This window comes from Vibrio sp. VPAP30, assembly GCF_001188205.1.
GTDB classification, from domain to species: domain Bacteria; phylum Pseudomonadota; class Gammaproteobacteria; order Enterobacterales; family Vibrionaceae; genus Vibrio; species Vibrio bivalvicida.
The window spans coordinates 23,715-45,846 of the sequence record NZ_LBLS01000028.1; the positions used below are offsets into that span (position 1 = coordinate 23,715).

The 22,132-nt window shown below is 44.0% G+C and carries 19 protein-coding genes; 8 read left to right on the top strand and 11 right to left on the bottom strand.

Annotated features, from left to right (window positions below; translation table 11 throughout):
* Window positions 1-432 precede the first annotated feature (432 nt).
* The 4 genes from ZX61_RS12415 to ZX61_RS12430 all read left to right on the top strand — a co-directional run bounded on the left by ZX61_RS12415 (window position 433) and on the right by ZX61_RS12430 (window position 3,554).
* Window positions 433-1,203, top strand: coding sequence for an ABC transporter ATP-binding protein (locus tag ZX61_RS12415; protein ID WP_049844949.1), 771 nt, complete (start codon window positions 433-435; stop codon window positions 1,201-1,203).
* Window positions 1,204-1,274: 71 nt separating this feature from the next.
* Window positions 1,275-2,045 carry an ABC transporter substrate-binding protein gene (locus ZX61_RS12420; RefSeq protein WP_049844950.1) on the top strand — a complete coding sequence of 257 codons (771 nt, stop codon included), beginning with the start codon at window positions 1,275-1,277 and terminating at the stop codon, window positions 2,043-2,045.
* 87 nt (window positions 2,046-2,132) lie between these two features.
* On the top strand, window positions 2,133-2,873 hold the full coding sequence (locus tag ZX61_RS12425; RefSeq protein ID WP_049844951.1) for an ABC transporter permease: 741 nt from the start codon (window positions 2,133-2,135) through the stop codon (window positions 2,871-2,873).
* Window positions 2,874-2,876: 3 nt separating this feature from the next.
* Window positions 2,877-3,554, top strand: a complete 678-nt coding sequence (locus tag ZX61_RS12430; RefSeq protein WP_049844952.1) for an ABC transporter permease — start codon at window positions 2,877-2,879, stop codon at window positions 3,552-3,554.
* Window positions 3,555-3,624: 70 nt separating this feature from the next.
* On the opposite strand, the gene ZX61_RS12435 is transcribed toward ZX61_RS12430, so the two are convergent.
* Window positions 3,625-5,307 carry an aspartate:alanine antiporter gene (locus ZX61_RS12435; RefSeq protein ID WP_049844953.1) on the bottom strand — a complete coding sequence of 561 codons (1,683 nt, stop codon included), beginning with the start codon at window positions 5,305-5,307 and terminating at the stop codon, window positions 3,625-3,627.
* 192 nt (window positions 5,308-5,499) lie between these two features.
* The gene (locus tag ZX61_RS12440; protein WP_049844954.1) at window positions 5,500-5,763 is read right to left on the bottom strand and encodes a GrxA family glutaredoxin; all 264 of its coding nucleotides are present in this window, start codon (window positions 5,761-5,763) and stop codon (window positions 5,500-5,502) included.
* 264 nt (window positions 5,764-6,027) lie between these two features.
* On the opposite strand from ZX61_RS12440, the gene ZX61_RS12445 reads away from it, so the two are divergent.
* Window positions 6,028-7,278 (top strand): iron-containing alcohol dehydrogenase, encoded by a 1,251-nt coding sequence (locus ZX61_RS12445; protein WP_049844955.1) that lies wholly within the window; start codon window positions 6,028-6,030, stop codon window positions 7,276-7,278.
* Window positions 7,279-7,338: 60 nt separating this feature from the next.
* Here ZX61_RS12445 and ZX61_RS12450 read toward each other — a convergent pair whose 3' ends face one another.
* From ZX61_RS12450 to ZX61_RS12470, 5 genes are all read right to left on the bottom strand, one after another.
* Window positions 7,339-8,193: a MurR/RpiR family transcriptional regulator gene (locus ZX61_RS12450; protein ID WP_049844956.1), complete on the bottom strand. Its 855-nt coding sequence runs from the start codon at window positions 8,191-8,193 to the stop codon at window positions 7,339-7,341.
* 289 nt (window positions 8,194-8,482) lie between these two features.
* Window positions 8,483-10,135: a pyridoxal-dependent aspartate 1-decarboxylase PanP gene (panP, locus tag ZX61_RS12455; protein WP_049844957.1), complete on the bottom strand. Its 1,653-nt coding sequence runs from the start codon at window positions 10,133-10,135 to the stop codon at window positions 8,483-8,485.
* A gap of 142 nt (window positions 10,136-10,277) precedes the next feature.
* Entirely contained in the window at window positions 10,278-10,790 is a 513-nt protein-coding gene (locus ZX61_RS12460; protein ID WP_049844958.1) for a hypothetical protein, read from the bottom strand.
* Window positions 10,791-10,906: 116 nt separating this feature from the next.
* Window positions 10,907-11,812, bottom strand: coding sequence for a lysine exporter LysO family protein (locus ZX61_RS12465; protein ID WP_049844959.1), 906 nt, complete (start codon window positions 11,810-11,812; stop codon window positions 10,907-10,909).
* Window positions 11,813-11,831: 19 nt separating this feature from the next.
* The gene (locus ZX61_RS12470; protein ID WP_049844960.1) at window positions 11,832-12,752 is read right to left on the bottom strand and encodes an HDOD domain-containing protein; all 921 of its coding nucleotides are present in this window, start codon (window positions 12,750-12,752) and stop codon (window positions 11,832-11,834) included.
* Window positions 12,753-13,106: 354 nt separating this feature from the next.
* Here ZX61_RS12470 and ZX61_RS12475 point away from each other — a divergent pair, with 354 nt between their 5' ends.
* Window positions 13,107-13,694, top strand: a complete 588-nt coding sequence (locus ZX61_RS12475) for a TfoX/Sxy family DNA transformation protein (protein ID WP_049844961.1) — start codon at window positions 13,107-13,109, stop codon at window positions 13,692-13,694.
* Between the two features lie 107 nt (window positions 13,695-13,801).
* Here ZX61_RS12475 and ZX61_RS12480 read toward each other — a convergent pair whose 3' ends face one another.
* The 3 genes from ZX61_RS12480 to ZX61_RS12490 all read right to left on the bottom strand — a co-directional run bounded on the left by ZX61_RS12480 (window position 13,802) and on the right by ZX61_RS12490 (window position 16,994).
* Complete coding sequence (locus ZX61_RS12480; protein ID WP_049844962.1) at window positions 13,802-14,368, bottom strand: hypothetical protein; 567 nt, start codon at window positions 14,366-14,368, stop codon at window positions 13,802-13,804.
* 179 nt (window positions 14,369-14,547) lie between these two features.
* The gene (locus ZX61_RS12485; protein WP_049844963.1) at window positions 14,548-15,045 is read right to left on the bottom strand and encodes a response regulator; all 498 of its coding nucleotides are present in this window, start codon (window positions 15,043-15,045) and stop codon (window positions 14,548-14,550) included.
* Window positions 15,042-16,994 carry an ATP-binding protein gene (locus ZX61_RS12490; RefSeq protein ID WP_049844964.1) on the bottom strand — a complete coding sequence of 651 codons (1,953 nt, stop codon included), beginning with the start codon at window positions 16,992-16,994 and terminating at the stop codon, window positions 15,042-15,044. Before ZX61_RS12490 ends, ZX61_RS12485 begins: the two co-directional genes overlap by 4 nt.
* Before the next feature lie 173 nt (window positions 16,995-17,167).
* Here ZX61_RS12490 and ZX61_RS12495 point away from each other — a divergent pair, with 173 nt between their 5' ends.
* Both ZX61_RS12495 and serC read left to right on the top strand, forming a co-directional pair.
* On the top strand, window positions 17,168-18,433 hold the full coding sequence (locus ZX61_RS12495) for a DUF945 family protein (protein WP_049844965.1): 1,266 nt from the start codon (window positions 17,168-17,170) through the stop codon (window positions 18,431-18,433).
* A gap of 124 nt (window positions 18,434-18,557) precedes the next feature.
* The gene (gene serC, locus ZX61_RS12500; RefSeq protein ID WP_049844966.1) at window positions 18,558-19,640 is read left to right on the top strand and encodes a 3-phosphoserine/phosphohydroxythreonine transaminase; all 1,083 of its coding nucleotides are present in this window, start codon (window positions 18,558-18,560) and stop codon (window positions 19,638-19,640) included.
* Between the two features lie 100 nt (window positions 19,641-19,740).
* Here serC and ZX61_RS12505 read toward each other — a convergent pair whose 3' ends face one another.
* Complete coding sequence (locus ZX61_RS12505) at window positions 19,741-22,035, bottom strand: YgiQ family radical SAM protein (protein ID WP_049844967.1); 2,295 nt, start codon at window positions 22,033-22,035, stop codon at window positions 19,741-19,743.
* Between the last annotated feature and the right edge of the window lie 97 nt (window positions 22,036-22,132).

Genomic DNA, 22,132 nt, shown 5'->3' on the forward strand with positions numbered 1-22,132 from the left:
ATCACTTTATGAAAGGTTGTGAAAGAAAACTACACAACAAGTTAGCGTGGGGGCTGATAAAGGGTATTCTATTGAAATTCAGTTTCATAATGCGAGTTTTCTTAGCGAAATCACAAGGGTTCAAACGTAAGAAATATTGAATTTGAGATGGTTTGTTGAGATAGATCTTATTTTTATAAAAATGTTAATTAGTGGTTTTGGCTTATAGCTTGGGTGGTAGAGTGTTTTATGCGCATTTTTAAGCTCAAATGACTGAACATTGCATTATTACTCATATAAAGTGGTTAGATATCGCTGTTTTACAGGTTAATAATTTGTTGCAACTTGCACAGGGTAGTGCTAATTTGTATCGCAATGTGGGTGGAACCCAGCAGTCGGCCAAGCGTTTTAAACCAAGCGTTTGGTTATAATAAATACAGGGAGTAAAAGCGCATGAAAGATGTACCAGCGCTGGACATAAAAGAACTGCATAAAACATTTGGACAAAATGAAGTTTTAAAGGGCATCTCGTTAGAAGCTCACAAAGGGGACGTCATTTCTATTATCGGATCATCTGGGTCTGGTAAGAGTACCTTTCTTAGATGCATAAACCTGCTTGAAACGCCAACTGAAGGTGAGATTTGGGTTAACGGCGAATTAATCCAAATGAAGAACAACCGTCAAGGTGAAGCAGTCCCTGCCAATGAAAAGCAAGTTCAGCGCATCCGCTCGCGCCTTGCCATGGTATTTCAAGGGTTCAACCTATGGTCACATATGACCGTGCTTGAAAATGTTATCGAAGCACCTATCCATGTACTAGGTGTGCCGAAAGCACAAGCGCTTGAAAATGCAGAGCTATTGCTTAAGAAAGTCGGCTTATACGAGCGTAAAGACTACTATCCAGGTCATTTGTCTGGTGGCCAGCAGCAACGAGCGGCGATTGCTCGCGCTCTTGCCGTTGATCCAGAGGTAATGCTGTTCGATGAACCAACTTCAGCACTTGACCCAGAGTTAGTGGGTGAAGTACTTGGCGTAATGCGTGATCTAGCAGAAGAAGGTCGAACCATGTTGGTCGTGACACACGAGATGGCTTTTGCCCGCGATGTGTCGAATCATGTGATGTTTTTGCACCAAGGTCTGGTGGAAGAGCAGGGCGACCCAGCCAAGCTATTCACCAGTCCTGACTCAGAGCGTCTGCAACAATTTATCTCGTCGATTTACTAATCGCCGTTTAGCGGCAAAACACAACAAGCAATTAAGTAAAAAATAAGAATCACAATCACAGGAGTATGGAAATGAAAAAGTGGTTATTAGCAGCAACACTGGCAGCAACAGCAGTCTCCGGCGTAGCGCAAGCGAAAGAATGGAAAACAGTTCGCTTCGGTATCGAAGGAGCATACCCTCCATTTAGTTGGACAGAGGCTGACGGTTCGCTTAAAGGTTTTGATGTCGATATGGCGAACGCACTTTGTACCGAAATGCAGGTGAAGTGTAAGATTGTTGCTCAAGATTGGGATGGCATTATTCCTTCCCTACTTGCACGTAAATACGATGCCATTATTGCAGCGATGTCGATTACTGAAGAGCGCAAAAAGAAAGTCGATTTCACTGGTAAATACGCACTTATCCCTAATAAGTTCATCGCTAAAAAGGGTGCGGGTCTAGATTTCGATAACCTCGACGGTCAAAAAATCGCAGTTCAGCGTGCAACAACTCACGACAAATACCTAACTGATAACTACGGTGACAAAGTAGAAATCGTTCGTTATGGCTCATTCGATGAAGCATACTTAGACCTTGCTAATGGCCGTGTTGCCGCGGTACTTGGCGATGCTTCAGCACTCGAAGAAGGTGTACTGAACAAAGCCGGTGGTGAAGCGTACGAATTCGCTGGTCCTTCACTGACTGATCCAAAATGGTTTGGCGACGGTTTTGGTATTGCGGTTCGTAAACAAGACAAAGACCTAACTAAGAAGCTAGACGCAGCAATCCTATCTCTACGTGAAAAGGGCGTCTACCAAGACATCGCTGCTAAATACTTCAACTACGACGTTTACGGTCAGTAATCGTTGCTAAGCGACCGTTGGTTCTTGTTCCTAGGAGTAGTAGCCAACGGTCGAATTTTATAAAGTTTAGGGATCAGGAACTTACCTATGCTGGATCTACAAGGATATGAAGCTTCGATACTAAAAGGGGCCGTAGTAACCATCGAAGTCGCGCTATTGTCGTTATTGTTAGCGATGATTTTAGGCATGCTAGGTGCATTAGCCAAAATGGCCCCATATCGCTGGGCTAGAGCTATCGCGACACTATATACCACAGTTATTCGTGGTATTCCCGACCTCGTCCTCATGATGCTGATTTTCTTCGGTGGACAGATTCTCCTCAACAACAGTTTGTATTCCATCAACGAAACTTTGAATGAGTGGTTCGCATCGAGCGACCCGAATCATGAATGGACAGCTTACTTACCCGATTATATTGATGTCAGCCCATTCATTGCGGGCGTGCTTACGATTGGGTTTATTTTTGGTGCCTATATGGCTGAGACTTTCCGCGGCGCGATTATGGCTGTCGACAAAGGAGAGTTGGAAGCCGCCAAAGCATACGGAATGAGCTCAGTACTCGCATTTCGTCGAATCCTATTACCTCAGATGATCCGCCATGCGTTGCCTGGTTTTGGTAACAACTGGTTAGTACTGTTAAAAACAACCGCACTTGTTTCGATTATCGGCCTTGAAGATATGGTACGTATGAGTTCACTTGCGGCAGGTTCGACCAAAATGCCATTTACTTTCTATATGGCAGTCGCGATCATTTTCTTATTCTTTACCAGTGTCTCGACAGGCTTCTTGAAAATGGTAGAGCGCAAATTCAGTATTCATGCGAGGTAAAGAATGGACTTTTCACTTATTTTAGAAAGCTTCCCAATTTATCTAGACGGTCTGTGGACGACCACATGGTTAGTAGGGTTAGCGCTCATTATCGGATTAGTTGTAGCGATCCCACTAGGTGTGGCACGCAACAGCCATAACTACTTGTTGAATGGACCGAGCTGGGCATTTATCTACTTTTTCCGTGGTACGCCGTTGCTCGTGCAGCTATATCTAATTTATTACGGTATGGATCAGTTCTTCCCTGTGAAGGATACTCCTTGGGAAAATGCTTGGTTCTGTGCACTAGTGGCATTCGTGCTAAACACTTCGGCCTATACTGCTGAAATTATCCGCGGTGCAATCAACGGACTACCTAAAGGCGAAGTGGAAGCTGCGAAAGCCTATGGTATGAGTACATTTAAAACCTATCGACGCATTATTTTACCAAGTGCATTGCGCCGCGCTCTTCCAGCGTACAGTAATGAAGTTATCTTTATGCTTCACGGTAGTGCTGTTGCGGGTATCGTTACTATTGTTGACCTAACAGGTGCTGCTCGACTAGTTAACTCTCGCTACTACGCGCCATTTGAATCGTTCCTAACGGCAGGTCTGTTCTACATGGCACTGACCTTTATGATTCTTGCTTGCTTTAAGTTTGCAGAAAAACGTTTCTTAGCTTACCTAAGACCGTTGAGCTAACATGAAGAATACGAAAAAGGCTTCCTTCGGGAAGCCTTTTTTATGTAAATTTGTCAATAAGATTGGGAGTTTAGCTGAGGATGATAAGAATCGTACCTGCTAAAGTCATCAAAATATTGGCGATGGCGTATGTGCCTGCATACCCAAGTGCTGGAATAGTTGATTTAGCGTAGTCATTAACAATATCCATGGCTGGTGCACATGTGCGTGCGCCAATAATTGCGCCAAATAACAGTGCTCTGTTCATTTTAAGCAGGTAGGCGCCGACTAGGTAGGCCACCACAACGGGGACGACGCTTATTACAAACGCTAATCCGATCACCTGTAAGCCAACTTGTGAGAGGTGTTCAAACATTTTGCCCCCCGCGCTGAGCCCTATACCGACCATAAAAAACATTAACCCCAGGTCTTTAACCATGTTTAGCGCCCCTTGTGGCACATAGCCGAATGTTGGGTGGTTAGCACGTAAAAAACCAAGCGTAATCCCTGAAAGCAATAGGCCTACCGCATTACCGAGGCCAAATGAGACCTGACCGAAAGTCATGGTGATTAAACCAAACATAACGCCAAGAATGAAGAAACTACAGAAAGCAAGCAGGTCTGCCATTTGGCTGTGAATCGAAATGAAACCAATTTTTTCTGCCAGACCATGCACCCGGCTCTTCTCACCACTTACTTGCAGTACATCACCTTTGGCAAGAACGATGTCCAGATCCATTGGCATTTCGATTTGAGCGCGGACCACACGGTTCAAGAAACAGCCGTATTCAGATAGGTTAAGATCTGACAGACGCTTACCAGCGATAGAGTCACTCTTTACGACGATTTCTTCTTCAACAACACGTAGGTCAAGGAGATTGCGGTCAAAGACCTCTTTACCGTTTCTAAAGCTTGGGTCTAGCCGCGCATGGCTATCTGGGAAGCCCACAAGAGCAATCTCGTCACCTTGTTGCAGGATAGCATCGCCATCGGGGTGGGCGAGGATGCCATTACGACGAATACGCTCTATGTAACAGCCAGTTTGACGGTAAATGCCCAACTCACGCAAGTTCTTACCATCAATCCAATCGATCAGCTCTTGTCCAACACGATAGGCACGAATTATGGGTAAATAGACTTTACGTTGACCTGAACTACCTAACCCCCGCTCTTGAGCAATCTGCTCTGCAGAATCAGACAGATTTTGCTTTTGTAGCTTAGGAAGAAGCTTGGCAAACATGATCATGCTGATAAGACCAATCAGATAAGCCATGGCGTAACCGACAGATAGGTTTTCAATAACTTTCGAAAAGTCCATATTATGTGGCGTAGTGGCTAGCCCAGAGTTTAGGGCATCTTGAGCGCCAACTAATACTGGTGTGGATGTTAGCGCGCCTGCCATCATACCGGCGGATAAACCAAAGTCTAAGCCCATCTGATGGCTTGCAAAATAGGTGATAGACAACGCCGTAGAAAGAACGACCAAACTTATGATGAAGTAGTGTTTTCCGTCTCGGAAAAAGATACCGAAAAAGTTTGGCCCTGCCTCGATTCCGACACAATAAATAAACAACATAAAGCCAATAGTTAAGGCTTCTGCGTTAAAGGTAAAACCGAGGTGTCCCATTACCAATGCGGTAATTAATACACCAATTGAGTTACCAAGTTGAAAGTTGCCGAAACGAATTTTGCCAATACCTAGGCCGATCGCAAGTACAACGAAAATGAGAAGAATAGGGTTTTGTTCGAGCAAATGTACTACGTCAATGTTCACGGGCAATTCTTGTGTTGGTGCCGGGGAGTAGGTTAAGTGAGCGAATTGTATCTGAATATTGCCAAATGATAAGTGAAATATTTTATATTTTGCTATTAGCTGACTTAGGCAACAGAACCGACAAACTTATTTAATCTCAGCCACAAAAAAGCCGCTTACTGCTAAGCGGCTCTTATCGAATCTCGATTAATACTAGGCGAATAGCCCTAGGTGCTCTTTCGCGTAAGCTTCAAACTCATCACAGCCACCAATATGATCTTGGTCAATGAAGATTTGAGGAACAGTTTCAACAGGTTTACCGACCGTTTTCTCCAAGTCGGCTTTAGAAATGCCTTCTGCATGAATGTCTACGTAACGGTAGTTGAAATCATCACGTTTTGCTTTCAGCGCTTCAGCATGCTCTTTTGCACGAACACAGTACGGGCAAGCCGGGCGACCAAAGATAACTACGAACATATTCTCTTTCTCCTGTATTTTGTTGATTGCAACTATGCCCGAATCATTGGCGGAAATAAAGTGTCATTTGCCTCTTGATTTGATAGGTAAAATCTATTGAGCAAAAAGTAAACTTGATGGGTGTTGATAAGATCCTTTGGTGTGTGCTTTAGGTCGAGAAAGCCATATAATTATTAAGGCTTTTTCTGACAAATTGCACTGGGTCATGTTTATTTGCTGCCATTAGGTGCAAGCTTATTAGACGGTTGTCACAGGAGTGTGTGTATGTTCCAGTTTATGACCTCTACCCGAATCATATTTGGGGAAGGTGCCTTGCAATCTTCGCTATCTATTTTAAATCAATATGGTTACAGCGTGCTTCTGGTCACGGGCAAAAACACCGATCGGGCTTCCCCGCTTCTTCACTATCTAGTGCAACAAAACATGCGCTATCAACATGTCGCGATCAGCGGTGAACCAAACATTACCATGATTGAAGAAACGGCATTAGTTGGGCGAAAATTCAAACCCGATTTGGTCGTTGCGATGGGAGGGGGAAGCGTTCTTGACATGGGTAAAGCGCTTGCTGCAGTGATCCCTAATCAAGGGGATGTGTATGACTATGTCGAAGTAGTGGGTCGCAATGTTCCACTTAAGTCAAAACCTATTTCGTTTATAGCTATCCCAACGACAGCAAGCACAGGCTCTGAAGTGACGCGGAATGCAGTGCTGCGCTCTGGTCAAGATCAGGTCAAAGTGAGTTTACGCGATCCTGAAATGCTGGCTGACGTTGCGATAATTGATCCAACGTTAACTTACGGGACTGATCAGCTAACTTCGGGCCGTGGAGCAATGGATGCTTTTACTCATTTGATGGAAGCGTATGTCTGTGGTGACCCTAATCCGTTAACTGATATGATCTGTGAAGAAGGGCTGAGAAGGTTAAGCCAATCAATATTGCCGGCGTGTTTACAGGATAATTATGAGGCGAGGGCCAATATATCATTTGCGGCCATGCTAGGAGGAATGGCGATAACCAACGCTAAGCTAGGGGCTGCTCATGGCCTGGCATCTGCTTTGGGCGGCAAGCTAAATGCACCGCACAGTATTATTACAGCAAGGCTTGCTCCGTATGTAATGACAGAGAATATTAAAGCTGCACAAAAGGCAGGAAGAAGTAATGTGCTCGATCGATACAATAAAGTAGCTCAAATCTTGACTGGACGTGTCAACGCGCGCCGAGAGGAAGGCGTTTTATGGGTTAATATGATGTTAGATAAGCTCGCGTTACCAACACTAGATAGTTTCGGTGTTTGCGCAACTTCTTTTGAGGACGTTGCTGATGACGCGCTCAAATCTGTTGCGATTAAAGGCAACCCATTACCACTAACGAAGCAGAGACTAACGTATATTCTCCAGCAGGTTTGCCAGTGTCAGAACCAGTGTGAAAATGTTAACCGCTGGGCTGAAGAGTCAAATGTGAGAGTAGTTGTACAGGTCAACAAGAAAGATCAGGGAAGTTACCAAGACAGTTAATATGGTAAAAGTGATGGTTAGGGGTAATAAAAACGGAGTAACTATGTACTCCGTTTCTGTTTATAGCTGTGAAAGCTTATCGTAGCGAGAATCTTTCAAAACATCTTTAACACGTTTGAGGTTTTCTCTAAAGCCTGTTCCGCGCCGTAGAGTAAAGCCAGTGGCTAATACGTCTATGACGGTCATTTGTACCACTCGGCTTGCCATAGGCATGTAAACATCGGTATCTTCAGGGACATCAAGTGATATAGACAGCGAGCTCGCTTTGTCGAGTGGTGAATCTTTTGCCGTAATCGCAATAACCGTAGCGCCATTTTCACGGGCTAGGTTGGCTATTTCGACTTGACTCTTGGTGCGACCAGTATGAGAAATCAGCACAATTACGTCGTTGTCTGTACAGTTAATACAGCTCATACGCTGCATTACGATGTCTTCAAAACAGGTAATTGGGATGTTAAAGCGAATGAATTTGTTCTGAGCATCTTTCGCAACGGCAGATGATGCGCCTAAGCCGAAGAAAGAGATGCGTTTAGCTTGGGTAAGCAAATCGACGGCGCGGTTGACCTGCATTGCATCTAAGCTGTTTTTGGCTACGTCTAGACACGCCATCGTCGATTCAAAAATCTTATGGGTATACGCATCAGGACCATCGTCCTCTTCAACATTGCGGTTTACATAAGGCGTACCATTAGCCAAGCTTTGAGCAAGGTGGAGTTTAAAGTCTGGAAAACCTTTAGTATCTAAACGACGACAGAAGCGGTTAACAGTAGGCTCACTCACATCAGCCATTTTTGCCAGTGTAGCAATACTAGAATGAATAGCAGTTTGCGGTGATGCCATGATTACTTCGGCAACTTTACGCTCAGACTTACTAAAGTTTTCTAGATTTTTTTGAATTTTTTCTAATGTGTTCATAGTGTTCACGAGGGTATAGAGAACAACTCACTGGATATACCCGTATGTTAATGATGGGGAACAAGGCGTCACCCCAAAAAAGGTAAGTGCAATCCAGCGCCATGGAACCAGTATAAACCTAAGCTAAAGGTTTACCGTAACTTTTCTATTAGGCAATTGGCTAATATATGACAAGCCTCAAACAAAATTTTGGTTAAACTACAGAAATCTTGATTCTGCCGCAGAAAATTTCAATTTAAAGGCTTGTGTTGATAGGCAAATTACAAATTTGGAGAAAGAAAATTTCACTTTATTCGCTTAACGCAAGTATCTGCTGCGCTAACTTTTCTATCCTGCCAAGTAACTTGGGCGCCTGCTTAGCGATCTCTCTCTGTTCTTCGAGTACTGAACTTAGAATATCGCAACTGGTTAGAGGGTTTGCCAACACAACGCGGAAAACGATGGTGTTCAAACGCCCCCACTGCTTAGGGTTTAAACGAGTGCGAGACACAAATGACTTACCAGTCTCTCGTTGACGTTTTTGGATAAACTTGGTCAGTTCATTAAGCAACTCGTTGAGTTGTTCTGTCTGACTTCCTGATGATTTATCGAGAGCAAGACGAATGTTCGCTGGTAAGTAACGATAGGTAAGAAGACACAGTTCTGGTTGTGAAACGAGTTCGAAATCTGCTTGTTGCTCAATGTGGTTAGCAAAGAACTTGGCCTTGTCTATGCTTTGGTCGATCAGTAGCTCGTAACCAGGGCGGCTAATAATATGCATGGCCGCATATACCAGCATAGCCATTCCTGAACGTGAGCCTTCTAAAGTATGGCTGCCTAAGTCTTTAGATCCCTTCCGCAATATGTACTGGGCATGATGCTCAATAGATTTCATTGCATCAGGCTTTTTGAATAAGACCATACCTGCGCCCATTGGGATGTAGAGCTGCTTGTGCGCGTCGATAGTGACAGAGTCTGCAAGCTCAACACCATCGAGTAAGTGTCGATAGTTATTTGACATTAGAGTCGCACCACCCCATGCCGCATCAACGTGGAAATGACACTCTTCCATTTGGCATATCTGAGCCATTTCTTTGAGTGGGTCGATGTTGCCTGTTTCCGTAGTACCGGCAACACCGATCACCGCGAATGGTTTGATGTTTTGTGCCTTGAGCTCGGTGATACGTTGTTGTAACGATTGTGGGCAAATTCGATTGTTGCTATCTGTTTTAACCGCTACCAAGCCTTCTTGACCAATGCCTAGAACATCTGCCGCTTTCTTGAGAGAGTAGTGACCACGCTCGGAGACTAATACGGCTAATCCTTCATAGCCATAATGCTTCATTGCTTTGTACAAGCCTTCCTTTTCTACTCCTTTAAACTCACCGTGCGCTTTTAGTGCATTATTGCGTGCTACCCAAAGCGCGGTAATGTTCGCGATCGTGCCGCCGGAACAGAATGCTCCTAAAGAATGGTTGGCGCTGTGCATCCATTGATTGTAAAACTGGTCTTCTTCTCCATAGATAAGGCGGTGCAACATACCAAGTACTTGGCGTTCTAATGGAGTAAATGCTTTGGAGGTTTCAATCTTAACCAGGTTCTGGTTGAGAGCGATCATGATTTTTGACAGCGGCATTAAGAAGTAGGGTAACGCTGACGTCATGTGGCCAATAAAACTTGGTGCAGAGGTGTGAACCGAATGAGAGACCAGTGTATCGAGCAAATGCTGAGTATGATCCGAGACAAATTCGGGTTGTTCTGGGATTGACGCCTGCGAGAAGTCTTTTTCAATATCACGTAGTGGCTTTTCTTCAGCCACGATGTGTTCGCGCAAAAACTTATTTAAGTTACGCGATAACTTCTCTTCAATTTTTGTAAGCGTTGAGTCTGGCCCTTCAGGGACGGTGAAAATTCGGAGTAAGCTCTCGAAACTCACATCAGCCGTTTTATGTTCCGATATCATACAGCTACATTGCTCTAATCATTTTTGTTGCAGCGGGACAATCTAAACGAAAACGGGAACAAAGTCCCGCCTTAATTACCGAATCTTAGATTTTACCGGGTAGAAGTTTGTTGAAAACATAAAGCCCCTACAACCCTTGTGATTACTTACACTTGATCGATTCAAGCTCTTTGATTGACGCGTTATAGCGCTTTAGTGCGCTATCAATCTTAGTCGGGTGACTGAGTAGGTCGGCAAACGCTGAGCGCAGTTCATAATTTTTGTCGTGCGGCTTAGCTTGACGATCACCAAAGGTCACTTTTGCTAATTGACCCAGTTCATCACTACGTGACGCCAATACTTTGATATCTTTTTGTTCTAACTGCAACCATGCTTCAACAGCTTGATTAGTGGCCACTTTTGCTGGATCTTGTTCAAGATAATAGTGAACGGCTGCGCGGTTGAGTTCGAAATGGTTTTTACGTCCTTTGAGGAACCACTCGCTAACTTCGCTCAATTCAGGGTATTGCTTTGAAGTTAGCTCGGAAAGATCTTCGTACCAATGAAGAGACGCATCGATATACGCGTCATACTTTTTAGATAGACAAGCATTGTCAGCCGCAGTTGCAAATGTAGAGGTTGCAGCAAGCAGCATTGCAATGAGAGTACGTTTCATAGTGATTCCTTTTAAGGCGAATTATTATAGTTTCTAGTTATCTAATTTAGCGTTGGCTAAACTTGTTAGGCTTGTAAGCGCATAATATAGAGGTTTTGCATAACAATTCCTGCGATCTAGCCTGCAAGTGAGACAAAGAACAGCATCAGTACAGGTACGAGAAGACTGAGTATGAAACCACTGACTATTGCGATTGGTACGCATCGAACGCCACCTGTAGTTTGAATCACAGGTAAGGTGAAATCCATCGCAGTTGCACCAGCATAACCAATCGAAGTGCAAGGCTTAGTTCTTATAAATAGTGGGATAAGGACCAATGCAATTAGCTCGCGTAGCAGTTCTATCATAAAAGACGCACCACCATATACAGGTCCAAAGGCATCCCCCATTAGTATGCCTGCTAAAGAGTACCAACCAAAACCAGAGGCCATGGCCAACCCTTGGAAAGGATCTATATCGAGGATCAATGCGGAAACAATCCCCCCAAGCAAAGAGCTAACGATGATCACTATAGCGATCAGCATGCCGTGCTTGTTGAGCAATATTTGACGTAATGTCAGGCCACTGTTACGCAATTGGATGCCAATAAAAAACAGCAACAGAAATAGGATCCATTCACTAGCAGTATCTACCCAGCTCAGATCAAAGGGAACGAGCAAGCCTCCAACGAGTCCACCGCCAACAACCAATATTAGTTTTGCAGACTCCATCGCCATTTCAGACAGAGGCAGTTTTGTATTGCTGGCGTCAGTTTTTATTGGCAGCCATTTATCAATTAATGGCAATACAGCAAGATTCGATAGACTCAAGCAAACAAAGAACACCGCGGTCGTTTTTAGAATCAGTTGCAGGTTTTGCCCCAGATTATCAAGCGCAGCTAAGCTTAGCCCCATCAGGGCCAAAATCACGTAGATCAGGCTAGATGTGCTTGAGTTAATCTTGTCGAGTAGCGACTTATTGGTGATAGAAATGAAATACCCCACAACAAGTGGGGCAAAGATAAATAACATCCCTGAAAACATGGTACTTCCTGTCTAGCGGCTATAAACCACTCGCGCTAATAAGTTCATCTATCTGTGTATTGAACTCAATATCACTTAAATTACTGAGTTTGTACAGTATATCTGCGCCTGTAATATCAAATTCTACAGTGTGTTCAGTGATTTGTTCATCTTGTCGACGGAACATGAGGATATGATTAGCAATTCGAGCAACATCCAAGTAACTCACTGCCACGTCTGTTTTGTCGATAACTTGGTTTGAAGCCACTTCAAGAAAGTCGTTGTCAAACCCCCAGCTTTCGAGGACGAGTTTACTCGCGGTGGAGCACTGACGATCGAAAATCTGGAATGCTATATCTTCATCAAGGTAATTACCTTGCTCTAGATAGTTGTGATACTCATTGACGATGCAAAACAGGCCGATATCAGCGAGAAGGCCAGTAAGCAAGGCTTTGTCTGTCTCTAAATGACTGTAGTTTGGTGAGCCAGATTCTTTGAATCCACGCACTACTAGCACCATGGTTGCCGCCAGCTCTCGTGAGTTTGCAGCACTTTGTACCAAGACGTTGTTGCACGACTGACTGAGATTGACCGAGTGTTTTAGTTGTTCAATCGCTTGGGCTGTGACAATGTCTCTCACACGAAGGATACCTAGACGAGATACAGCGGTAACTAAATCGGTACAAGTGATATTACGACGATTAAAAATAACCGAATTCGCGACACGAATGACAATTGCTGCAAGACCTGGATCTTCAAGTAGGCTATCTGCAACATCTGAAACAGTGGTGGTATCTTGGGTGCAAAGTTGCTGAATCTTTAACACCACGTCGGAAATAGGAGGAAGAGAAATAGTACGCGACTTAATTGAGTGCTCAATTAGGACTGAAAACTCAGACTCGATACCTTTGAGTAATAGCTCGCCATTCTCTGGGAGCCAATAAAAAGATAAGTGGTTCATATACACGATAAGATTGGGGTACTCCATATAGTGTACCGCTTAACGTTATATATTAGCAAATTATTGATATTACTTATTGATAATTCGCGCAGCATTTTATCTGGACGTATTTCCTTGTTCACAATCAGGTTAATACAATAACTTGTGATATTGTTCACGATATGACATCAATTGAGTGTCATTGATGTGACCAATGCACAGACTTATTTTGTTTCGTTAACTATCATTCTTAGTACTTGTTATCAACCAAACTAAACAATAACTAACACTATAGTTGGGTTGTGTTTTAATTTTTCGCTTATTACTGCTGCTATCTGGTGATCATAACTAATCGGGGTATTTGATTAAGGATCAATGGATATGACAGAGCAACTATTTATTCAATACGTAAAAAGGTTTGGCGACTTTCAGAAACGATCTATGTTTGGTGGTACAGGGTTGTTTAGGGATGAGGCCATGTTCGCACTCATCAGTGCAGATAAAATATTCATCAGAGGTGGTGAGAGTTTAGATAAAGTACTCAATCAATTAGGCTGTGAAAAGTACCGTCATGTAAAAAAACAGACCACAGCGACGGTGAATTACTACGACATTACTCAGCTTTTTTCTAGTAACCATCAACAACTGAGTGATTTGGTTGAGCAATCAATAAATTTTTCTGTGTCACAACGAGAATATAAGCGCTCATCAGCGAATAGACGTCTACGAGACCTACCTAATATGCAACTGACGTTAGAACGTATGGTGAAAAAGGCCGGAGTGGAGGATGTCGATACATTTCTTGAACTTGGTGCACCTGCTGTGTTTTCGCGAGTGAAGCAAGCTTACGGTAGTGATGTAGATGTGAAACTACTTTGGAAATTTGCCGGAGCCATCGAAGGTATCCATTGGAAGCTTATCCAAGAGCCACGTAAACGTCAGCTTTTAGCCAGCTGTAATTAAACTCTTGCCACTTCAGAGTTATCGTTAGAAGTGGAATGCTCAAATGCAAATGGATTTGCAATAAAAAACCGAGGTCGTAACCTCGGTTTTTTTACATCTCGACTCGATTAGTACTTAAAGCGAGTAGTGAACATCAATTGATCACCGTAGAAGTCGTTAATGCGAGCTTCCGCACCTATTGAGAAAAGTTCAGTAGAGTGGAAACGAACGTAAGCAGAACCTGCCCATTCTTTATTGTTGTCAATGGAAATGTAGCTACCTTTACCACCGACCTCTAACTGAGGACCAAGCCATTGACGAACGCCAAGGTTTAACTCCATACCAGTTTCTGTACCACGGTCTAACCCGAAGCGGCTTTCATTACCCGTATCAACTAAGCGGACAAGCATCTCACCAGTGAAATCAGCCCAGTTGTTAATTGGTGCATGGAAACCAAAACCCGCGGCAGCATCGTAATCGCCTTCGAATTCAGAATCGATACGACCGAGAACATGTGCGTTGGGGTGAATAGACTTGCTCATTGCAGCGCCGAAAGTGACAGGGCTAGCACCGATTCGAGCCTCAAGGTAGTCATAATTAAAGTTGCTCATTACCGCTGGGCTACCCGGTTCGGTCTGAGCAAATGATTGACCAGATACAAGCACAAGTGCTGCAGCTAAGATTGTTTTACGCATGGGACGATAAACCTATATCTTGTTAATTTCCTTGGTCTTTAGCGACATCAGCGCCATGACATGTGAGTCTGTGACCCCGATACGACATGATAATGCATCATAGCAACAGTCACTATAAAAATGTCATTGTTTTGTCGTTATTTATTCAATTAAGCAATTAATATGCCGTATTTGCGTGTTTACTCACCATAATAAAGGCGATTTTTAGCCATCGCTTCGAATACTCTTTCTGTTTCGAGTGCGGATGCCCAAGGCATTAACTCCGGTTCGTGCTCAATCATATATGTTGTAAGCTGGTTTTTGAGGACCTGGCGTAGCTCATCGCCCTGCCAAGGTTTGGCAATATAGAAATCTAGGCAAGAGTGGTTGACGGCTTCTACGGTGTCTTCTAACCCTGCTTGGCCCGTGAGAAGCAGCTTTCTCGTTGGTTGGGTTGGTTCATCTTGATTAAGTTCGATTAAAAACTGTATCCCGGTCTGCTCCGGCATAATATGGTCACAGAGAATCAGTGCCAATTTTACGTCTTCTTGACGTGACTCCGCGATCAGTTGTTTCGCTTCTTGGACCGATTCGGCTGCCTCGACAATGAAGTGTTCTTCAAAACAGTCAAGATCCTGCATTACGCTGTCCAATACTTCTCGTTCATCGTCAACACATAAAATAAGGTATTTATTCATTTAGGGCTCCTAGACGATAGGGGGACTTGGCTGAACGGCAGCCAAACCGACATTTTAGTAAACTGATTAACGACAGAGTCAACTTCAATTCTCCCACCGTGTTGGAGGACAATTTGTTGACACACAGATAGACCAATACCTAAACCAAAGTTTCCCTCCTTCTTAGTTGTAAAGTTGAGGGTAAACATTTGCTGTTTGATGGCGTCAGGAATACCACAACCATTGTCGGTAAAAGAAACAACCACCCAGTCGATTTGATTTTCAGACACTCTACTTGTTTCAACTCTTAGTTCGCCTTTATTAGGGAAAGCATCGATAGCATTGGAAATCAAATTGGTCCAGACTTGCTGCAAGGCAATAGGTTGGCACTGTATCTGAGGGATATCGGAATAGACACGTTCGACATGATGATATTTAAGGCGGCTTTCAAAGATGACTAAGGTGTCTTCAATACCTTCGTGGATATCGACCAAGTGAAACTTCTCGTCATCTGGCCTTGCATAACCTTTCAAGCTTTTGACCATATCGGCAATTCGACCTGCACAGACGTTAATCGAACGTAATGTCGAACCCGCCAAGTGGTAGTCTTCTAATCGTTCAAGCTTACTTAAGGTGTTTTCAGGTTGAGCCTTGGCTAAATGAATCCATTCATCTCTATCCTCTAGCCCTAGTTTGACCAGTTTTTTTGCAAGGCGTCGGTCATTAAGTTGCTCTTCGAGAACTTTGGCCAGCTCCCTTTCTTTGGCGGTTGAGCGTGGTCTTTGGCTGAGCCCTTCCTGTAGTACTGATACTCCATCTAGACCGACTTGCTGTACCGAACGGCCATCAACCAATTGCTGAATTTTGCTTGTTAGTGTCTCTGTTCCTCTAAGAATTGCTGCTATTGGATTGTTAAGTTCATGAGCAACGCCCGCGACGAGCTGGCCAAGCATTGCCATTTTCTCGCGTTCAATCAGTTGTTGATGAGCAGACTCGAGTGATTCAAGGGTTTTTTGTAGTTCAAGCTTGGTATTGATGCTTCGTTGAAGGCGCCGATTAAAATGCCTAAGCAGCAGGTTAGTAAACAGTGGAAGTAAGGTCATGTTGGAATGCATGACTTTTGAAAAAACATCTCGATCCAACTTAATGACTTCAGTTTTTGAGAGAGTCACAGCCGTTGAAAAAGAAGGCTCTCCGGTGACAAAAGACATCCCCCCGACAATGTTCCCTTGGGTGTGCCTAACTACTTCGCGTTGCATTCCCACGTCGTCTTTTTTGTATAGTGCGACTTCACCTTTGGTAATAAACCAAAGGAATTGGTTTTCTTCACCTTCGATGGTGAGCAAATGTTCAGGAGAGTATGTTCGGCACGCCTGAGTCTCATCCTCTTGTGCGAAGAAATCGAGCAGGGCAGTCGAGACCTTTTCGGCGAGTTTCTGGTCGGACAAACTATGATGATCAGAAATAAAACCTTCACGATAGCTTCGCATTTTTTGCTCGATATGAGCGCGAAGTAACCTGTGCTGGTCAAGAACTTGGCTGTAAGAAAGCAAGTTGTCTTTGTCGTTTTTGAGAATAAACGTTGTCAGTTCTTTCTGTGCAGTTTTGTGAACTAAATTGTCTTGCAAAGGCTTGGTTAAGCAGTGATCTAAGCGGCCATCGTTGACCGCAGATAAAATCGCTTGGATGTCTTGGCCACAGCTAATTAGCACTTTTCTCGCACTTTGTGTATGGGTATTTCTATCTAGCTGAATAAGGAAGTCGGCACCATTAAAAGTCTCGTGATGGCTCGCAATTACAAGAGCGACAGTCTGTTTTTGCTCAAGGCAATATTCTAACGCAGCGTGGGCGTCTTCCAACGTATCTGCGGTATGAAGATCAAACTTTGCAGCAAAAGGACTGAGCTCTCGCCTTAGCTGCTCAATGCTAATGGGGTTGTTATCTAAACAGAGTACGGAAAATGGGTTCACGACTAGGCTACAATTTAAAGATTGACACGTTTTACTCTACCAAGGATGGCAATTGAGTATTGAGAGCTAAGTATGAGAATTTTGTTTGTTTTTTGTAGAAAGACAATACTCTGATTTAACTCAATGTTTTTTGGTGTAGACTTAATGAAATCAATAAATAAGACGTATTTATCATGGATCTAAAAAAAATGGGCGCTATTGGCGGCGCTATTTCGCTTGCGTTATGTTGGCCTTTGGCTGTAGGACAAATTGGACAGACGGTAATACAAGATGGTGTAACACACCTGTCAAATGAGTCAGTCAATGCTGAAGTTGTCGAGTATGATCGCGGCTATTTATCATCGACGGTAAAAACACGTTACACCATTCTCGACCCGGCACTTGCTGAACAGTTAGCGATTGACGGCTTACCATCAGAAATTGTTGTGAGCAGCAATGTCAGTCATGGTTTGTTTAGCTTAAAGGCTGAATCTGTTATAGAGAATGCGCCTGAGCTGCCTTTAACATTAGAAACAGTGACCCAGCTCAACGGTAACACGGATTATGTGTTGAGTCTGGCCAACTGGAATCAGATAACGGATGGGCCGGAAGGTGCGATTGTCTCTGTAACACCGTCGACTTTGAAAGGGCATGTTAGTGTACTTGGCGATGTGACATATGATCTCGATATTCCTTCGGTAGAGATTGACTTCAACTCCGGTGAGAAGATGCTGTTATCGGGCCTAACGGGTCAGGGTGAAGGCAAGAAGATGAATGGCTTCTGGATTGGTGAACAGACGATGAATCTAGATGAAGCGTCTGTACTCAACGTTGATCAATCTCCACTATTTGCTTTGAACGATAGCAAATATACTTTCCTTAGCTCTTTCGATGAAATGGCTAAGACAGTGGGTAGTCAACATATCGTAGATCTCAATAATCTAGTGATGGCAGAGGGTAATGTAGACAGCGTGTCTATCGATCTGTCCTTTGGAGATCTCGACAGTGTGGCTTTCGAGCACTTGATGAATCTATATCAAAACAATCCGATGCCAACCAATTCGGATATTGAACAAGCGCTCCCGTATGTTGAAAGTTTGTTTTCGAAAGGTTTTTACTTTGCCATGAACAAAATGGCGGTAAAACTTGGCCAGGAAAGTGAGTTTGAATCGAAGTGGAAGATTACTGTACCGCAAGGGACAGATAATGTCGCGCAGAATCCAGCATTGATCTTACCCGCTTTGACCGGTGATCTTGATACCTTTTTCTCAAGTGGTTTAGTTACTCAATACCCGTTTATTAAACAGGGCATTGATGAAGCAATGGCGATGGAACTCATTCAGCAAACCGAAAATGGTTACCAGATTCAAGCTGAATTAAAAGAGGGGAATTTGGTATTTGAGAATGGTCAGCAGATCCCTCTAATGGCGCTGTTTTTGCCAGCGTTAATGCAACCATAATTACCCAATTTACATGTTTAACGCGAAAAGAGGCCTTAAGACCTCTTTTCTTGCTTTTTATCATTCATAAAACATGGTATTAATCGAGTAATCTCTTAATCAAGCATGCGCAAGGAAAGACTAGATGAGCAAGGTTTATAACTTTAGCGCAGGTCCAGCGGGCCTACCTAAAGCTGTGATGGAAAAAGCACAACAAGAATTCGTTGATTGGAGCGACTTAGGGACTTCTGTAATGGAGATCAGTCACCGAAGCAAAGAATTTATCAAAGTCGCGGAAGAGGCTGAACAAGATCTACGTGACTTACTTAGTATCCCTGACAACTACAAAGTGCTGTTCTGTCAAGGTGGTGCGCGAGCTCAGTTTGCGGCAGTGCCTTTAAACCTCCTTGGCTCGTCGAAAAAAGCGACTTACATTGACGCGGGATACTGGGCAGAAAGTGCGATTAAAGAAGCGGGGAAGTTTTGTGAAGTTGATACTTTTGACGCTAAAACGGAAGTTGATGGTAAAACGGGCGTAGTCCCTGCGAACGAATGGAAAATTTCACCTGATACGGCGTATGTTCATTTTTGCCCAAATGAAACCATTGATGGCATAGAGATCGGCGAGCTTCCTGATACGGACAAACCTATCGTTGCGGATATGTCATCTAACATCCTTTCTCGTGAAATTGACGTAGCAAAATATGGCGTGATTTATGCCGGAGCACAAAAGAACATTGGCCCTGCAGGGCTATGCATAGCGATTGTTCGAGACGACCTATTAGATCTAGCTAACGACCTTGTACCTAGTTTTATGAGCTACAAAGTCTTGGCAGAGAAAGACTCAATGTTTAACACACCGCCAACTTTTGCTTGGTATCTGTCCGGCCTTGTATTTAAGTGGTTAAAAGAGCAGGGTGGTGTCGCTGAAATAGAGAAGATCAATAAAGAGAAAGCATCACTACTCTATAATCAGATCGATAGCTCGGACTTTTACATCAACAACGTGCAGCAAGCTAACCGTTCTAGAATGAATGTTCCGTTTCAGTTAGCGAAACCTGAGCTTGATGGTGCATTTCTTGAGCAAGCAGAGAAACGTGGCTTGGTCGCTCTTAAAGGACACCGCGCAGTTGGTGGAATGCGAGCTTCAATCTACAACGCTGTTCCTTTAGAAGGGGTACGGGCTTTGGTCGAATTCATGCAAGAATTTGAAGCTCAAAACGCTTAATTTACCTGTTCATTTTTCGCAAGGCTCAACTATAAGTTGGGCCTTTTTAAATGTTGAAGGCATAAAAAATCGCAGCGATGGCTGCGATTTAGTGTGAGGCTTAGCGTCGTTTCGGCTTACGTCCTGCTGGTGGTTTGCCTGAACTATTGTTTGTTGGCTTTCCATTACGGGTATTCGTTGGTTTACCGTTTGGTTTTCCTCCATGAGTAGGTTGCCCCGTACTCGTTCCTTTCGGGTTTCCGCTTCTACTTTTTCCTTTCTGATCGCCATGCATCTTTTCGAATCCAGGCTGGCTTTTAGTATGTTTGGTGGCAAAACGCTGCGAACCGTGACGACCGGACTTACGACGTTGAGCAGGTGTTTTGGCATCAACATCTTCTGCAGGAACTAAGCAGTTTGCCTTGTCGCCAATCAAATGCTTTTTACCCATGCTAAGTAAGGCTTCGCGAATCAAAGGCCAGTTAGCCGGGTCATGATAACGTAGTAGTGCTTTGTGCAGACGACGTTGACGCTCGCCTTTAGCTACTGGAACCTCTTCACGCTTCTTGTACTTCACACGTTTTAGTGGGTTGGTCTCTGAGTAGTACATTGACGTTGCATTGCACATTGGAGATGGATAGAAGTTCTGTACTTGGTCACATTCAAAGTTGTTTTTCTTCAACCAAAGCGCCAAGTTCAGCATGTCTTCATCTTCGGTGCCAGGGTGAGCAGAAATAAAGTATGGAATTAAGTACTGCTTCTTTCCTGCTTCAGCGCTAAATTTTTCGAACATCTCTTTGAAGCGGTCATACGCACCCATTCCCGGTTTCATCATCAGATCCAGAGGGCCTTTTTCTGTATGCTCGGGGGCAATTTTTAGATAACCGCCAACGTGGTGGGTCACTAGTTCTTTGACATATTCTGGAGACTCAATTGCTAAGTCGTAACGAACGCCAGATGCAATCATGACTTTCTTAATACCGTCTACTTTACGAGCTTCACGGTAAAGATCGATCGTGTGTTTGTGGTCGGTGTTGAGTTTGTTACAAATTCCTGGGAAAACACATGATGGGCGTCGGCAGTTAGCTTCTGCTTTAGGATCACTGCAACCTAAACGGTACATGTTGGCTGTTGGGCCGCCGAGATCGGAAATAGTACCTGTAAAACCTGGCACCTTGTCACGAATCTGCTCCAGTTCAGTCAAGATCGATTCCTGAGAACGGTTTTGGATGATACGACCTTCGTGTTCGGTGATGGAGCAGAACGAACAGCCACCAAAACAGCCACGCATAATATTGACCGAGGTTTTGATCATGTCATAAGCAGGAATTTTGGCTTTACCATACATTGGGTGAGGCACACGTGCGTAGGGTAAACCAAAAACGTAATCCATCTCTTGAGTTGAAAGAGGAATCGGTGCTTGATTGACCCACAGTTCACGATCGCCGTGGCGTTGAATCAAGGCACGACCTGAATACGGGTTAGTTTCAAGGTGCATGATGCGACTCGCATGAGCGTACAGAATACGGTCATTGTTGAGCTTTTCAAACGGTGGAATGCGCACCGCAGTGGTTGCCGCATCATGGCGCGATGGGCGAATGCTAATTGGCTGCGCTTCGCTTTCCTGAGTTTTCGTTTTGGTGTCGCACTGTTCCTCAACCGCATACGGGTTTGGAGGAATAAATGCTTCTTTACGTGGCTTCTCAATGCGTGAAGAGTCGATCACCTTGTAGCCTTCAGGCGTCGCAGGCAGATTGACCGCTGTTCCACGAATGTTTGTTAGCGAAGAGATTTCTTCTCCATCTGCTAATCGATGCGCAACTTCAACTAGTGCTCGCTCTGCATTACCAAATAGCAAGATGTCTGCTTTGGCGTCAAACAGAACCGAGCGACGTACTTTGTCAGACCAGTAATCATAGTGAGCGAGACGACGCAGGCTGGCCTCAATGCCGCCCAGAACAATAGGGGCACCTTTATAAGCTTCGCGACAGCGCTGTGAGTAAACTAAAGTAGCACGGTCAGGTCGTTTACCACCTTCATTGTTAGGTGTATAGGCATCGTCATGGCGGAGCTTACGATCTGCAGTGTAGCGGTTGATCATTGAATCCATGTTACCAGCTGTGATACCGAAGAACAGGTTAGGTCTACCCAATGCCGTAAAGGCATCTTTGTTGTTCCATTCTGGTTGAGCAATTATACCCACTCGGAATCCTTGCGCTTCGAGAAGGCGTCCAATAATCGCCATACCAAAGCTAGGGTGATCGACATACGCGTCACCTGTTACGATAATAATGTCACAGCTATCCCATCCTAAGGCATCCATTTCTTTTCTGCTTGTCGGTAGAAATGGCGCAGTGCCGTAGCATTCTGCCCAGTATTTTTTATGCTCATGAATAGGAGTGATATTGCTGTACATATTTTGTTCTCTGTTCCAGGGAGCGCGAATTATAGCGACTTGGGCGGTGACTATCTACCTCAATATGTCTCTGGTTATTACGACTAAATAAACCTTA